The organism is Phenylobacterium sp., from assembly GCF_041916435.1.
Classification (GTDB): Bacteria; Pseudomonadota; Alphaproteobacteria; order Caulobacterales; family Caulobacteraceae; genus Phenylobacterium.
Window position 1 is genome coordinate 457,686 of record NZ_JAYRZM010000002.1, and the last position, 15,069, is coordinate 472,754.

The 15,069-nt window shown below is 69.7% G+C and carries 14 protein-coding genes; 4 read left to right on the forward strand and 10 right to left on the reverse strand.

Features of this window, described 5'->3' with window-relative positions; genetic code table 11:
• Nucleotides 1-7: 7 nt before the first annotated feature.
• A complete protein-coding gene (locus tag ACE3TA_RS07080) occupies nucleotides 8-1,948 on the reverse strand; it encodes a DUF262 domain-containing protein (RefSeq protein WP_374571958.1) in 1,941 nt (646 codons plus the stop codon).
• Nucleotides 1,949-2,088: 140 nt separating this feature from the next.
• Between ACE3TA_RS07080 and ACE3TA_RS07085 the strand changes: the two genes are divergently transcribed.
• Nucleotides 2,089-2,448, forward strand: a complete 360-nt coding sequence (locus ACE3TA_RS07085) for a helix-turn-helix domain-containing protein (protein ID WP_374571960.1) — start codon at nucleotides 2,089-2,091, stop codon at nucleotides 2,446-2,448.
• Between the two features lie 177 nt (nucleotides 2,449-2,625).
• On the opposite strand, the gene ACE3TA_RS07090 is transcribed toward ACE3TA_RS07085, so the two are convergent.
• Entirely contained in the window at nucleotides 2,626-3,525 is a 900-nt protein-coding gene (locus ACE3TA_RS07090; protein WP_374571962.1) for a LysR family transcriptional regulator, read from the reverse strand.
• A gap of 128 nt (nucleotides 3,526-3,653) precedes the next feature.
• On the opposite strand from ACE3TA_RS07090, the gene ACE3TA_RS07095 reads away from it, so the two are divergent.
• Complete coding sequence (locus ACE3TA_RS07095; protein WP_374571964.1) at nucleotides 3,654-4,367, forward strand: SDR family oxidoreductase; 714 nt, start codon at nucleotides 3,654-3,656, stop codon at nucleotides 4,365-4,367.
• 19 nt (nucleotides 4,368-4,386) lie between these two features.
• Here ACE3TA_RS07095 and ACE3TA_RS07100 read toward each other — a convergent pair whose 3' ends face one another.
• The 8 genes from ACE3TA_RS07100 to ACE3TA_RS07135 form a co-directional block, all read right to left on the reverse strand.
• Complete coding sequence (locus ACE3TA_RS07100; RefSeq protein WP_374571966.1) at nucleotides 4,387-5,115, reverse strand: sugar phosphate isomerase/epimerase family protein; 729 nt, start codon at nucleotides 5,113-5,115, stop codon at nucleotides 4,387-4,389.
• Nucleotides 5,115-6,794: a GMC family oxidoreductase gene (locus ACE3TA_RS07105; protein ID WP_374571968.1), complete on the reverse strand. Its 1,680-nt coding sequence runs from the start codon at nucleotides 6,792-6,794 to the stop codon at nucleotides 5,115-5,117. The genes ACE3TA_RS07100 and ACE3TA_RS07105 overlap by 1 nt, the downstream gene beginning before the upstream one ends.
• Before the next feature lie 9 nt (nucleotides 6,795-6,803).
• Complete coding sequence (locus ACE3TA_RS07110) at nucleotides 6,804-7,574, reverse strand: TIM barrel protein (protein WP_374571970.1); 771 nt, start codon at nucleotides 7,572-7,574, stop codon at nucleotides 6,804-6,806.
• Nucleotides 7,574-8,737: a Gfo/Idh/MocA family protein gene (locus ACE3TA_RS07115; RefSeq protein WP_374571972.1), complete on the reverse strand. Its 1,164-nt coding sequence runs from the start codon at nucleotides 8,735-8,737 to the stop codon at nucleotides 7,574-7,576. Before ACE3TA_RS07115 ends, ACE3TA_RS07110 begins: the two co-directional genes overlap by 1 nt.
• Nucleotides 8,727-9,776, reverse strand: a complete 1,050-nt coding sequence (locus ACE3TA_RS07120; protein ID WP_374571974.1) for a sugar phosphate isomerase/epimerase family protein — start codon at nucleotides 9,774-9,776, stop codon at nucleotides 8,727-8,729. Before ACE3TA_RS07120 ends, ACE3TA_RS07115 begins: the two co-directional genes overlap by 11 nt.
• Before the next feature lie 202 nt (nucleotides 9,777-9,978).
• Nucleotides 9,979-10,407: a ribose 5-phosphate isomerase B gene (rpiB, locus tag ACE3TA_RS07125; RefSeq protein WP_374571976.1), complete on the reverse strand. Its 429-nt coding sequence runs from the start codon at nucleotides 10,405-10,407 to the stop codon at nucleotides 9,979-9,981.
• A 98-nt stretch (nucleotides 10,408-10,505) separates the two neighbouring features.
• A complete protein-coding gene (locus tag ACE3TA_RS07130) occupies nucleotides 10,506-11,270 on the reverse strand; it encodes an HAD-IIA family hydrolase (RefSeq protein ID WP_374571978.1) in 765 nt (254 codons plus the stop codon).
• A gap of 5 nt (nucleotides 11,271-11,275) precedes the next feature.
• Complete coding sequence (locus ACE3TA_RS07135) at nucleotides 11,276-12,160, reverse strand: phosphodiesterase (RefSeq protein ID WP_374571980.1); 885 nt, start codon at nucleotides 12,158-12,160, stop codon at nucleotides 11,276-11,278.
• A 189-nt stretch (nucleotides 12,161-12,349) separates the two neighbouring features.
• On the opposite strand from ACE3TA_RS07135, the gene ACE3TA_RS07140 reads away from it, so the two are divergent.
• Together ACE3TA_RS07140 and ACE3TA_RS07145 are read left to right on the forward strand one after the other, a co-directional pair.
• Nucleotides 12,350-13,627 (forward strand): MFS transporter, encoded by a 1,278-nt coding sequence (locus tag ACE3TA_RS07140; RefSeq protein WP_374571982.1) that lies wholly within the window; start codon nucleotides 12,350-12,352, stop codon nucleotides 13,625-13,627.
• Between the two features lie 29 nt (nucleotides 13,628-13,656).
• Nucleotides 13,657-14,940 (forward strand): TetR family transcriptional regulator, encoded by a 1,284-nt coding sequence (locus tag ACE3TA_RS07145; RefSeq protein WP_374571984.1) that lies wholly within the window; start codon nucleotides 13,657-13,659, stop codon nucleotides 14,938-14,940.
• Nucleotides 14,941-15,069 lie beyond the last annotated feature (129 nt).

Consider the following 15,069-nt stretch of genomic DNA (forward strand, 5'->3'; position numbering starts at 1 on the left):
GTGCCTTCTAGCTGGACACAGGCTCGAGGCGCAGGACCTCGGTCTCAGCATAGGTCTTCAGTGCGGCTGTCGACGTGAAGCAGCGGAAGCCGGCGGCGCTTGCGAGCGCCAAGACGTCCGGCGGCTCGTCCAGCAGCAAGGCGACAGGCGCCCCAAGGCCCGCCTGAAGGCCGTCCGGCCAAGCCAAGTCGAAAACTGCCCGCTGCACGCCGGTGATCGGATCTGAGTAGTCATAGCCCATCTGGCCGCGGGCCAGTCCTTGGCTTTCGACCCAGGCGTTGACGGCCTCGAGCTCGACCTCCTCCGTTTCGCTCGTCACGCCGCCAATCGTCGGCGCCGCGAGGCCAGTTGCCGCCGAGCCAGGGGCGGAGATCCACTTGTCGTCGCCGTGGAGCAGGTCGGCGAAGCGACTGTTCGCCTCGGTCGCCAGCAGTTCCTTTCGCGCTTCCAGGAAGTCGAGATAGCGATCGAGCCTCCACAAAGCCTTGTCCGTAGGGATCCACTGAGAGGCCAAGGCGCCAGGGTGCTTCGCCTCCACCTCTTCGAAGTACTCCTCGGGGCGGCGATCCCGGATTTCGAGGTTCGTATCCTTGGTCAGGAAGCAGAAGTTGGCGACCGCATTCACCTCCGATCGCGCGTAGTTGAGTTTGTAGAGCTGTGCCTTCGGGAAAATGTGGTGGACTTCGAGCCGGCTCATCTTCCCAAGCAAGCTTGCTTTCAAGGGCAGACCTGTTCCCAGGTCGCGCGCCTCGCCCATCCGGGTGAGCATGTAGAGGACGGGATAGAAGCGCGCGCCAAGGCTCCAGCCGGTGAAGTGAGCGGGCTCGACCCTCAGGCCGCCATGCCATAGGCGAAGCTTCGTTAGGAGGCCTTCCAGCGGTCCCGCTGGATCTTCCAGCGCCTCAAGATCCTGGTCGATGAAGGTTTCTGTCGATCCAGAAAAGCGGCCCCACATTCCCGCCTGGACGAACCAGAAGAGCAGCCGGTCTCGTTCTGGCGCGCTCAAGTTCCCCTGCTTCTGATCGAGGAAACGGACCATGACGGGCACTGCGAAACGACCGAAGAACACCTGGTCGTGGTCGAGGCCGAGCCGCCCGGCGATCATGTTCAGGGCAGTATCGATGTGCTTGGTCGCGCGGTTCAGGCCATCTTGGATATCCACCGCGCTCTTGTCGTGCAGGAAGCTGAACTTGGCCTCACCGGTCAGAACCGTGTTCACGGACCTGAGCAGCCAGTCGAGATTGAAATGGAAGCCGGCGTCCGACCAGGTCGTCAGCTTGCGCCGCATTTCGGCTCGAGCGTCTGGCCACTCCGCGCAGATCTTGGCTAGCGCTAGATCGCCCTTGGAGAGCTTGGTGCCGCCACTGTTCACCTTGTTGAAGATGTCCACGACGACATCCAAGGTCTTATCGACTCCGGTGATCTCCTCCACGTGAAGGTCTATGTCGAGGATCCCGAGCAGCTGGGTCAGTCGGCTGACATAGATGCCAAGGTTGGACTGAAGTGCGGGGTTTGCCGACATCTGCTGGGTTAACGGCCCAACGCCGTTCATCCCCGCCTGCATCAGCGTCGACACGTCGATCCAAAGCGGATCGTCCTTCATTGTGACCGGCTGGTAGAACTGAAACGCCTCAGTTCCCAAGTTGAACCGCAGACCGGTGAAGGTGTCTGCGTTGCCCTCGAAGAACTCCGGAGGCCGGCCACGAACGACGCCATAGAGCGAAGTCATGCGTTGCTGGCCGTCGAGCAGCAGTTTGACGATGCCGGCGACAAGCGGACCGTCACCGCGATGAGCCGCGGATTTCGCTTCTGTCGCCCAGACGAGCAAACCGCCGACAGGGTGGCGCCGATAGAGGGAGTCGAAGAGCCCGCGAACTTGATCGCGGTTCCAAACGTAGCCCCGTTGAAACTCCGGCAGGGCCATGTGACCGCTGTCGATATGGTCCAAGATAGTTGAGATTTTCACGCCGCCTCCCGCTTGGATTGTGATTGCTGAAGTCGTTACAGGAGATCGAGTTCGTCGAGCAAGGCGTTGGGACGACGGCGCATCCAGATCAGCCGAAGCCCCGCGGTCGATAGGAGACTCCCGTGCAACTTTCAAAGCAGGATGTGGTCGAGATCGGAGACGCACTCGTCGATGCGATCCGCGCCTGCCAAGCGGTACTGCTGAGGGCAATTGATCGTTCTGGTGAGGAGGCGCCGCCATCTGAATCAGACGTGGCTGCACCTATTCCAACGCTCCTCACCCGCGTGGAGGCCGCGCGATTCCTGAAGTCGACCTTGGGCTATCCTATTTCCACGTCGTCCTTGGCCAAGCTCGCCGTCACTGGCGGTGGGCCGCCTTTCAAGTCATTCGGGCGCAGGGTGCTCTATGCCCCTGAGGAACTTGAGGCGTGGGCCTACGCGCGCAGCAGAAGGCGGAGGAGTACGTCGGACCCTGGCTCATGAGCGTGGCCAAGGCGGCGAAGTCGCGACTTTCCGCACGGTGTTGGTACGGACGTTGGTATTCCAGGATTTTCACTGCGCCTTCTAAACAGATTACGATGGAAAAATTCCGATTAGTTCGAGTCCTGCCGGGCCCACCAGCGCTGCGTCCGGGGCGGCGCGCCGGGCCAAGAGCCGCGCCTAGGCCCTGCACACGGCCGTTACGGTGTCGCGCAGCCAGCGATGTCCGGGATCGGCGTCCATGCGCGGGTGCCACATCGCCGAGATCGCGATCTGGGGCGTGCGGACGGGAAGCTCGAAGCTTTCCAGGCTCGCGCAAAATGGATCGGCGCCGTCGAAACTGGAGCGCGGCGCGAGCGCGACCAGGTCGGTTTGGGAGGCGATGCGCAACGCATCGGGAAATCCCGGCACGACCGCCGCCACGCGCCGCCTCAGCCCCAGTTCGGCCAGGGCGTCGTCGACCGGCCCGGAGAAGGCTCCCCTGCGCGAGGCCACGACGTGGCGGCAGCCCGCGTAGCGCTCGGCGGAAATCGGGCCGTCCAGCAGGGGATGGCCGACCCGCACGGCGCCGACGAAGGCGTCGCGGAAGATGAGCTGGGCGCGCACCTCCGGCGCGGAAGCGCCCATCACGCCGACTTCAAGGTCTATCGGCCCTTCCCGCAACGGCGCCGCGTCCTTGTCGGGCTTGGGCGCGAAGCGAAGGCGGACGTTGGGCGCCGCCTCGGCGACGGCCGCCACCAGCCTCGCGGAGAAGCGCGCCAGGAACCCCTCGTTGGCGCGGATCGTGAAACACCGATCGAGCGTGGCGAGGTCGAGGGAAGCGGGCGCCGGGGAGAGGACCGCCTGCGCCTCGCGGGCGAGCGCATGAACGTGGTCGACCAACGTCTCGGCGTAAGGCGTGGCGACGAGGGAGCGGCCGGCCTGCACCAGCAGGGGATCGCCCGTCGCCGACCGAAGCCGCGCCAGCGTGCGGCTCATCGCCGAAGCGCTGAGGCCCAGCCGGCGGGCGGCGCGGGTGACGCTGCGCTCCGACAGCAACACGTCGAGCGCGACCAGCAGGTTCAAGTCGATGGACTTCATGACCCAACGGTAGCGGCCGGGATGCGCGAGGCATAGCGCCCGACGCAATCGTCGTTTGTCACCCGTGCGTCTGGTGGGCGTGTTCGGGGTCGCTCATATGCGGATCGACGCCATTGGAGACGCAGAAAATGACCATTCCGTCCGACGAACGCGCTCGCACCGTTCTGCTCGCGGGGGCCTCTCGCGGCCTCGGAGCGGCCATGGCGGCCGAGTTCGTAAAAAGGGGCTGGCGCGTCGTCGGCACGGTGCGGGGCGACGCCAGGACGCCGCTGCACGATCTCGCCGACCGCCATCCCGGCAAGGTCACGATCGAGCAGCTCGACATCACCGAGCCGGATCAGATCGCGGCCTTGCGAAGACGGCTCTCGGCCGGCGGCTTCGACATGCTGTTCGTCAACGCCGGGACCGCCAACAAGGATCGCGCCGAGACGATCGCGGAGGTGTCGACCGACGAGTTCATGCGCCTGATGCTCACCAACGTGCTCGGCGTCATGCGGACCGTCGAGGGATTGCAGGGCCTGGTGCGCGCGGACGGCCTGATCGGCGTCATGTCGTCGGGGCAGGGCAGCATCGGCGCCAACACGACGGGCGGCGGCGAAATCTATCGTGCGACCAAGGCGGCGCTCAATCAGTGCATGCGCAGCTACGCCGCGCGCCATGCCGACGACCCGCGCGCCATGGTGCTGATGGCGCCGGGCTGGATCCGCACGGAGCTGGGCGGTCCGAACGCGCCGTTCAGTATCGAGGAGACCATTCCCCGCGTCGTGGACGTGCTTGTCGCGCGGCGGGGCGAGCCGGGGCTCGCCTACCTCGACCGGTACGCGAAGACCGTTCCCTGGTGAGGCGGGCGGGCGCGGGCGGCTAGTCCAGCGCGCTAAGGTAGCGCACGCTGGCTTCGACGCTCGGCCAGTAGGGCTTAGGCGGGACGTCGTGCTCGACGAAGAAGTGCTCCACGCCCGCGGCGCGGCCGGCGGCGATCAGGGCGGGGAAGTCGAACACGCCCGAGCCGACGTCGGCCATGGCGCCGTCCGCCGTCATGTCCTTCAGGTGCAGCAGCTTCACCCGGCCGGCCAGCCGCTCGATCATCGCCTGCGGGTCCTCGCCGCCCGTCTTCAGCCAATAGACGTCGAGCTCGAAGTGCAGCAGCGCCGGGTCGGACTCGCCGACCAGGATGTCGAACGGGCGGAACCCGCGCGTGTCGTCGAACTCGAAGTGGTGGTGGTGATAGGCGAAGCGGAAGCCCTCGTCCGCCGCGCGCCTCGCGAAGGTCTGGGCCTGGTCCACCACCGCGCGCCAGTCGGCGTCCTTCGGGTCGACGAAGGGCAGCACGACGAAGCGGCAGCCGAGCTCCCTGGCCACGGCCAGCACGCGATCGGGCCGGCCGGCGATGTCGGCCAGGCCCACGTGCACGGACGGGCAGTCGAGCGCGATCTCCTTCATCCGCGCGCTCAGCGGCGCGAAGTCCATGTCGAGCGGGGCGGCGAACTCGACGGAGTCGTAGCCCAACGCCTTGATGCGCTCGAGCGTGCCGATCGGGTCTTCGCCGAACGGACGGCGCAGGGTGTAGAGCTGCAGGCCGACGGGCTTCATCAGAGGGCTCCCTGTTCGAGCAGATCGGCCGCATGGTTGGCCGTGCGCGCCGAGAGCGCCATGTAGGTGAGGGACGGGTTCATCGAGGCGCTGGACGCCATCACCGCGCCGTCCGAGGCGAAGAGGTTCGCCACCTCGTGCGCCTGGCCCCAGCCGTTGAAGACCGATGTCGCCGGATCGCGTCCCATGCGCGCCGTGCCCATTTCGTGGATGCGATCGCCCGGCGGCGTCAATTTGGCGCCGGCCTCCTCCCAGGGGGTGATGTCGGTGCAGCCGGCGGCCGAGAGCATGGCCGCCGCGTCGCGCGCGGCTTCCCGCATCATCGCGTGTTCGTTCGGGCCATGCGCCGCGTCGATCACCGGCAGCGGCACGCCCCAGGAATCGACGCGCGACGTTGTCAGGGTGACCCGGTTGTCGGGGTTCGGCAGCACCTCGCCGAACGGGGTGAGGGAGAAGACCCAGGCCCGCTTGGGCGCGCCCGAGGCGTCGGGCTCCGCATCCGGCCGCCGCCGCCGCGCCGCCCCGCCCTGGAAGCCGAAGCCGCGCAGATAGGGCTTGCCGGTCTCGGTGACGTTCGCATAGCGCGGCATGTAGAGGCCGGTCGGACGGTCGGCCTGGTAGGGCGTGTCCTCGAAGCCGGGGTAGGTCCCGATCACCGGCCCGCAGCTCACGTGGTCCATGAGATTGCGGCCGACCTGGTCGCTGCCGTTGGCCAGGCCGCGCGGGAAGGCGTCGGACCGCGAGTTCAGCAAGAGGGCGGCGGTGTTGATCGCCGAGGCGTTCAGGAACACCAGCCGCGCCTCGTAGGTCACGCCCTGCTTGGTCAGGCGGTCGACCGCGCGCACGCCGGTGGCGCGCCCGGCGGCCGCATCGTAGGTCACGCTCTCGACGATGGCGTCGGTGATCACCGTCAGGTTGCCGGTGGCCCTGGCCGCCGGAAGGGTCGCGGCGAGCGAGGAGAAGTAGCTGCCGAGCGGGCAGCCGTGGTGGCAGCGCACGTACTGCTCGCAGCGCTGGCGGCCGACGTCCATCTGCGCCTTGGTGATGCGGCTCAAGTTGGCCGTGCGCCCCATGATCAGGTGGCGCGTCGGAAACGCCGCCTCGATCTGCGCCTTGGCGGCCTGCTCGACGTCGTTGAAGGGGAACGGCGGCAGGAAGTCGCCGTCCGGCAGCTGCGGAAGGCCGTCGTAGTCGCCGCTGACGCCGGCGAAGGCCTCGACGTGATCGTACCAGGGTTCCAGGTCTTCGTAACGGATCGGCCAGTCGACGCCGTGCCCGTCCTTCAGGTTGGATTCGAAGTCGTCCGGCGCCCAGCGGTAGGACTGGCGGGCCCAGGTGAGCGAGCGGCCGCCGAGATGATAGCCGCGGATCCAGCGGTACGGTTTTCCGGGGACGGTCTCGTAGGGATAGTCGTGGTCGCTGGCCCAGAACTTCTTGTTCGAGTTGAACAGGGCGTAGGCGACGCCCTCGTAGTACGGGTAGTGGAGCTGGCGCTCTTCCAGCGGCACCTGGTCGTCGCGCTTGCGCAGCCGGCCCGCCAGCTCGTGGCTGTAGTCCGGCCCGTGCTCGATGTTCGGGCCACGCTCCAGCATCAGCACCTTCAGGCCGCGCTCGCACAGCTCCTTGGCGACCCAGCCGCCGCTCATGCCCGAGCCGACAACAATTGCGTCGAACCGCATCTTCGCCCCCTAAGCCGCGTGTTCGACGGCGTCGAACAACGCGATCGCGTTTCTGAGCGCGGCGATCGGCTCGCCGCGCGGAATGAACTCGTGGCCGACCCAGCGGTCGTAGCCGAGATGGCGCAGCAGGGCCGCGATCCCGCGCCAGTTGATCTCCTGGCGGTCGTCCAGGTCGCGCCGGCCCGGCGCGCCGGCGGTGTGCACATGGCCGATCAGGTCGAGGTTGGCCTTGATGGTCCGGCTGAGATCGCCCTCCATCAACTGCATGTGGTAGCCGTCGTAGAGCAGCCTCAGCGCCGGGGAGCCGACCTGCCGCACGACCGCCGCGCCGAACGCGGTGCGGTCGCACTGCTGGCCGGGGTGGTCGACCTTGCTGTTCAGCAGCTCGATCAGCAGCCGCACGCCGGCGTCGGCGGCGTGCGAGACCACCGGCCCCAGCCCCGTCACGCAGGCCTCGATGGCGCGTTCGTCGGAGCCGTCGCCGAAGCGGTCGCCGGCGAACACGATCACCGCCTCGACGCCGCCCTCGGCCGCGGCGTCGATCTTGCGGCGCATCTCGGCCTGCAGCGCTGCGTGGCGCGAGGGATCGTTGAAGCCTTCCTCCAGCTTGTGGCCGGTCTCCGTGACGATCTTCAGCCCGGCGTCGCGGGCGAGGGGCCAATAGGCCTGCGGCAGCATCTCGACGCCTTGGGCGCCGGCGGCGGCGGCCTGGCGCAGGAACGACGCCGGCTCGATCTCCCGGCCCAGGGTGAACGACCACCAGGTGAAGCTCTGCCGCATCACCGGCCCGCCTCGTGCAGCGCCACCCAGCGGCCGTCCCCGGCGGCGCTGTCCAGGGCGGCCTGGATGAAGCGCATGCCGTCCACGCCGTCGTCCACGTCCGGCAGCATGGTGGCGTGCGCCCGGCCTTGCTTGTGCGCGCCGATCAGGTCGGCCGCATCGGCGTAGATCTGCGCGAAGCCTTCGAGATAGCCCTCCGGATGCCCGGCCGGAATCCGCGTCGCCGCCTGGGCGGCCGGGGAGAGCCCCGGCCCGCCGCGGCGCATCGTCCGGGGCGCTTCGCCCAGCCGCGCGAAGCGCAGCAGGTCCGGCTCTTCCTGCGACCATTCCAGCGCGGCCTTCTCGCCGTAGACGCGCAGCCGCAGGCCGTTGGCGCAGCCGATCGCCACCTGGCTGGCCCAGAGCTGTCCGCGCGCGCCGCCGGCCCAGCGCAGCCGGATCTGCACGTCGTCGTCCAGGCGCCGGCCGGGCACGAACCGCGAGGTCTCGGCGCTGACGGCGTCGGCCGCCGAGCCGGTGACATAGGCGGCCAGATGGTAGGCGTGGGTGGCGATGTCCCCCAGCGCGCCGCCGCCGCCGGCGCGCTTCGGATCGCCGCGCCAGTCGGCCTGCTTGTTGCCGGTCTGGTCGCTCGCCAGCCAGTCCTGCGCGTACTCGGCCTGCACCACGCGAAGCGCGCCCAGCACGCCGTCGGCGACCATGGCGCGCATCTGGCGGACCATCGCATAGCCGCTGTAGTTGTGCGTCAGCACGAAGGGCAGCCCGGCGCGGCGAACCGCGTCGGCGAGGTCCAGGGCGTCGTCCAGGGTGGTGGTCAGCGGCTTGTCGCAGATCACCGCGACGCCGGCCTCGAGGAACGCCTTGGCCGGCCCGTGGTGCATGTGGTTCGGGGTGACGATGGCCACCGCGTCGATCCGGTCCGCGCGCTTGGCCTCGGCCTGCGCCATCGCCCGCCAGTCGCCGTAGCAGCGCTCCTGCGCCAGTCCGAGGGAGCGGCCGAAAGCCTGCGAGCGCGCCGGGTCCGAGCTGAACGCGCCGGCGACCAGGGTCCAGCGGTCGTCCAGGCGCGCGGCCATGCGATGCACGCCGCCGATGAACGCGCCTTCGCCGCCGCCAACCATGCCGAGCCGAAGCCGCGCGCCGCCCATCGTCTCAGCGGTCAATGCCGAGCATCCTGCGGTTGGCCGCCGCGTCCACGCCCGTCGCGACGAAGTCGTCGAAGCTCCTGCCGGTGACGCGGATGATGTGGTCGCGGATGAACGGGGCGCCTTCGCGCGCGCCGTCCTCGGGGTCCTTCAGGGCGCACTCCCATTCGAGCACCGCCCAGCCGCGATAGCCGTACTGCGCGAACTTGGAGAAGATGGCGCGGAAGTCGATCTGCCCGTCGCCCAGCGAGCGGAAGCGGCCGGCCCGTTCCTTCCAGCCCTGGTAGCCGCTGTAGACGCCCTGGCGCCCCGTCGGCCGGAACTCCGCGTCCTTGACGTGAAACATGCGGATGCGGTCGTGGTAGAGGTCGATGTACTCCAGATAGTCGAGCTGCTGCAGCAGGAAGTGGCTCGGGTCGTAGAGCAGGCAGGCGCGCGGATGATGATCCACGCGGTCCCAGAACATCTCGACCGTGGCCCCGTCGAACAGATCCTCGCTGGGATGCACCTCGTAGCAGAGGTCGACCCCGGCCTCGTCGAACGCGTCGAGAATCGGCCGCCAGCGCCGCGCCAGCTCGTCGAACGCCGCCTCGACGAGGCCCGCGGGCCGCTGCGGATAGGGATAGAGATAGGGCCAGGCCAGCGAGCCGGAGAACGTCACGTGCGCCTCCAGCCCCAGCCGCCGCGACGCCTTGGCGCCCAGCAGCACCTGCTCGACCGCCCATTCCTGCCGCGCCTTCGGATTGCCGCGCACCTGTTTGGGAACGCCGCCGTCGAACAGCTCGTCATAGGCCGGGTGGACCGCCACCAACTGGCCCTGGCTGTGCGTCGACAACTCGGAGATCTCGACCCCGGCGTTGGCCAGCACGCCGCGCACCTCGTCGCAGTAGGCGTCGCTCTCGGCGGCCAGCTTCAGGTCGAACAGCCGCCGGTCCCAGGTGGGGATCTGCACGCCCTTGTAGCCCAGCCTGCCGGCCCATTCGGCGATCGACTTCAAGCTGTTGAACGGCGCTTCGTCCGAAGCGAACTGAGCCAGGAAGATGGCTGGGCCCTTCACGAATTCCTCCCGCAACGGCTGGTCGGGGCCAGCCTTGATCGTGCCGGTCCTCCGAACGCGCCCCCGTCGATCGGGCGCGCGCGGCGCGACACTAGTTCCGTTCGCCGATGATAAGCACAAAATCCCGCCGTCGCGGCCATCAGAAGGCCGGGCGTCGAATTTCGATGTCCGCCCCCCGGGGCCAGACGCCGCGCGCGGGCCGTCAGGCGTCGAGCTTGCGGATGCGGGCGACGTGCCGGCCGCCCTCGAAGGCGGTGTCCAGCCAGGTCTCGACGATGCGCACGGCGAGGTCCTCGCTGACCATGCGCTGGCCGATGGAGATCATGTTGGCGTCGTTGTGCAGGCGGGCGAGGCGTGCGGTCTCCTCGCTCCAGCACAGGGCGCAGCGGACGCCGCGCCGGCGGTTGGCGGCCATGGCCTCGCCGTTGCCCGAGCCGCCCAGGACGACGCCGCGCTCGCACTCGCCGCGCGCCACCGCGGCGGCGGCCGGGCCGATGAAGTCGGGGTAGTCGACCGGCTCGGCGCTGGAGGTCCCGAAGTCCACCACCTCATGGCCGCGCTCGCGCAGCAGGCACGCGAGGCGCTGCTTGTAGTCGAAGCCGGCGTGGTCGGAAGCGATGGCGACTTTCATGGACGGCTCCTCAAGGGCCCGGCGCCTTACCAAGCCCAGCTCGCCGCTGGCAAGCGCGCCACGGCCGCGGCGCGCGGATCGCCCCGGAGGGCGACGGGTCATCGCGCGCGCGTCTCCAGGGGCTCGGAGGGGGCCGCCTCGGCCGGTGGGGCGGGCCACAGGTCGAGGTCGACGCGTACGGCCGGCACGCCCACCCGCCGGGCCCCGGCGATGTCGGTGCGCGGATTGTCGCCGATCATCAGCGCGCGGCCCGGCTCGCAGCCGACGGAGGCCAGCGCCTGGCGGAAGATGGCGGGGTAGGGCTTGCCGGCGACGAGGTCCGGCGCCTTGCCGCTGGCGGCCTGGATCGCGGCGGCCAGGGCGCCGGTCTCCGGCGTCACGCCGCCGAGGCCGGGGTGGCCGCCGTCGAGATTCGACACCCAGAACCGCGCGCCCGCGGCGACCAGGCGCGCCGCATGTTCGAGCCTGGCGTAGTCGAACCGCTCGTCGCGCAGCACCAGCACCGCCTCGGGCCGCTCGGGATCGAGGACGAGGCCGGCCGCCTCGGCCGCCTCGCGCATCACCGGGGCGGCGAGCATCCAGACGCGGCCGCCGGGCAGCCGGCGCGCGGCCTCGCGCACCAGCGCCTCGCCCGCCAGGTGGATGCGGCCGGCCGGCAGGACCAGGCCCTGCTCGGCGGCCTTTCGCCGGAACAGCGCCGTCGTCATGCTCGAATTGTTGGAGACGATCGCGAACGCCCGGGAGGCCTGGACAAGCTCAAGCGCCCCGGGCTGCAGACGGTCGCCGAGCGCGAGGCAGCCGTCCCAGTCGGCCAGCACCGCCTCCGCCGCTCGCGCGCGCGCCAGAAGGCGCGCGAAACCCATGCGACTCAAAACACCAAGTCTTTCTTCTTCATGTCGAGGGCGCCGCCGCGCGCGGCCAGGGCCTCCATCATCTCCCGCGAGATCGGGGCGACGAACGGGAAGCGATCGACGAAGGCCGTATGGCTGACCATCTTGCCGTCGTGCCAGCGGTGAAGCTGGAAGGCCGGCGGCTCCATCTCGAAGAAGCCTTCGCCCAGGCGCTCGAAGCTGGGCGCGCCCACGGCCAGGTCCAGGTTCACCTGGTGGGCGGTGGAGGGGCAGATGCTGGCCATGCGATCGCCCACCAGCGTCTGGATCGAGCGGTGGACGTGGCCGCAGAGAATCCGCTGCACATTGGGCCGGCCGGCGACGGCGCGGACGATGCCCTCCGCCCAGCCGGCGCCGTGGGCGTCCATGGTGACGATGCCGGTGTCGAACGGCGGGTGGTGCAGGGCGACGATCGTCGGCTTGTCGACGTGCTCGGCCAGGCGCTCCTCGAACCAGGCCAGGCGCTTCTCGCAGAACTCGCCGCGGTGGTGCTCGTCACTGGTGGAATCGAGCACGATGAGCCGCACGGGGAACTGGTCGACGGTGTACTGGACGAACGGCCGGGCGTGGGCCAGGTGCGGATAGTCCAGCTCGGCGAGCATCGTCGCGCGGTCGTCGTGGTTGCCGATCACCAGGAAGAACGGGATCTCCAGGGCGGCGAACTGGCGCTTGAGCTCTTCGTATTCGGCGGGCGTGCCGTGGTCGGTCAGGTCGCCGGTGACGACGACGAAGTCGGGGCGCGGGTCCAGGGCGTTCAGCCGCTCGATCGCCAGGGCGCAGCGGCCGTTGGTGTCGACCTGATCCTGGTAGGCGCGGGTTCCGGCGGCCACCACGTGGGTGTCGGTAATCTGGGCGATCAGCATGGAGTCCTCCGCTGCACGGTGCGTGTCGCCGGCTTCCTGCCCCATCCTGTACATTTGTTCAAGACGTTCACGATATTGTCGTGAAACGCGGACATTCATTCGGATATGCAGGGACAAGAAATCTGTACGGATGTTGAATTCGTCGCGCCCGCCAAGGCGTCGCGACGCCTCGGTCTCGCGGACCTGGCGGTGTTTTCCTCGCCGGTGCTGATCGCGGTGGCGCTGGAGACGCCCTGGCGCGTGTTCCTGCCCTCATTCTTCTCGGCCCAGCTCGGGCTGCAGCTCGGCGCGGTGGCGGCGCTGCTGACGTGGATCCGGCTGTTCGACGTGGTGTCCGACCCGGCCGTCGGCTGGCTGAGCGACACGGTCCGCGTCCCGTTCGGCCGCCGGCGGTTCTGGATGGCGCTGGGCGCGCCGCTGATCATGCTGGGCGCCTGGATGGTGTTCTTCGCCCAGCCGGGCGCGCCGGTCGCCGCGCTGGCGGCGGCGTGCGTGGTGCTGCATCTGGGCTATTCGCTGGTGATCGTGCCGCACGGCGGCTGGGGGCTGGAGATCTCCAGCGATCCTCACGAGCGCACGCGCGTCATGGGCGCCAAGGTCTGGTTCGGGGCGCTGGGCGCGCCGCTGATCGTGCTGGCGCCGGCGGTGATGGAGCGGATGGGCGTCGGCGACCAGGCCGCGCGGATCGGCGCGATGGGGCTGGTGCTGATCGTGTTGACGGCGCTGACCGTGGGGCTGACGCTCGCCCGCATTCCAGAGGTCGACGAGCTGGCGCCCGCGCCGAAGCGGGCGGCCGCCTCGCCGTTGCGCAGCCTCGGCCGGCAACTGCGCAATCCCGCGCTGCTGCGGATCCTGGCGCTCTATTCGCTGCTGGGCGTTTCGGAGGCCGCCAGCTCGGCGGTGTTCGTCTTCTTCGCCGAGCGCGTGCTCGGGCTGGACCGCAGCGCCGGCGGGCTTCTGCTGATCCAGTCGCTGGTGGCGCTCGTCACCGTGCCGGTCTGGGTGATGATCTCGCGCCGGATGGGCAAGCGGCGCACGATGAGCGCGGTGCTTCTGTGGCAACTGGTCACCGCGCCGATCCCGCTTCTGCTGCCGGCCGGCCGCGCCGACCTGTTGATCGGCTTCCTGGTGGCGCGCGCCCTGGCCTGGGGCGCGGACTACATGCTGCTGCGCGCGATGGTCGCCGACGTGTCGGAGGCCGAGGCCGCGCGCTCGGGCGAGCGGCAGTCGAGCAGCTACTACGCCCTGTTCAACGTCTCGATGAAGCTGGCCGCCGCCCTTGGCGTGGGCGCGGCGCTGGGCGTTTTGAGCTCGGTCGGGTTCGATCCGCGCGGCGGCGCGACCCCGGCGGCGGCGCTCGGCGTCGTGCGATGGATCTACTGCCTGCCCTCGATCGTGGCCGCCGCCCTCGGACTTGTGCTGATGGCGACCTTCCGCGACGCCGACCGGGATGGCCGCGGCGCCTAGTCGCTTCCGGAATCGGCTACATAGCGTGGATGGGACGCGCGATCGGCAAGGTGCAGAACCGGGCACAGAACCGGGTTGAGGCGGGGCTTCGCGAGCGCTTGGTCGCCGCCACCCTGGCGCGGATCGCCGAGAAGGGCGTGCGCGGCGCGACCCTGCGCGACGTCGGCGCCGACTGCGACATCAACGCGGCCACCGTGGTGGCGATGTTCGAGAACAAGGAAGGGCTGGTCGCCGAGTGCTTCGCCGAGGCGGCGGCGGCCGACGCCCTCTACCTGGACGGGGTCACGCGCGCGGCGGCCGAGCTGCCGCTCACGCCGGCGCTTCTGGCCGACTTCCTCTGGACGTTGATCGAGGACGCGGCGGCGGCGCGCCGCGGCGAGGCGCTGGTGCTCATCGAGCTGTTGCTGCTGGCTTCGTCGGCGCCGCGCTACGCCGAGATCTGCCGCGGCTGGCTGGCGGCGCGGCGCTCGGCCTTCGAGCGCCTGGCCGAGATCGCCGAGGCGCCGGCCGGGGCGCTGCGGGCGCTGGACTTCTATCTGCTGACCGAGATGACCTTCGCGCTCAGCGCCTTTCCCTCGCAGGTCTACCGGATGAACGCGCGGCTGGGGCTGGCCGAGGCGGCCGACCGCCTGCTGGGCCGCGCCCCGCCGCCCGAGCGCACGGCCGAGATCGCCCGGCTGGCGGCCAGCTTCTATGTCGACCCCGGTCCGCTGCTCAACCTGCCCGACCTCGACGGCCGCCAGGCGCGCGGCGAGGAGAGCCGGGCCAAGATCATCGACGCGGCCGCCGCCATCATCGAGGAGGACGGCCTGTCGGCGGTGACCAACCGCGCCGTGGCCGAGCGCGCGGGCGTGTCGCTGGCGCTGACCACCTACCATTTCGATTCGGTCCACGCCCTGGCCTACGCCGCCGCCCTGCGGGTGTTCCAGAAGGCCAACCGGCGGCTGGAATCGGGGGAGGGGGGCAGCGGCTTCCGCACCCGCCGGGAGGTGGCCGACTATGTGCGCTCGGCGGCCTGGCGCTCCGGCGCCGAGCGGGTGCGCAGCCGGGGCATGGTCGAGATCTCCCAGGCGGCCGCGCGGGCGCAGGCCTACGACGGCCTGGGCCTGGGGATGCGCCGCCAGCGCGGCACGATCACCTTCCTGGCGATGAAATCCCTGGAGGGCGGGGGGCCGACGCGCCAGATGGCCGCCGCCTACGCCATGTGGAACACCGCCGCGGCCCTGGCCGCCGACGCCGTCGGCGGCGACGCGCCGGGGATCGACCTGACGGCCGAGGCGAGCTTCGCGGCGGACCGGCTGCTGCGCCCCTGATCCTGTACGTTTGTTGAGGGCGTCGCCGTCCGGTCGTGGCGGCGGGCCTTGTACATCCTCCAATCGCAAGCGTTTTTCGTGTTTCTACGCGCCCGAATTTCCAGCGTCACAAGAACTGTACATTTGTTT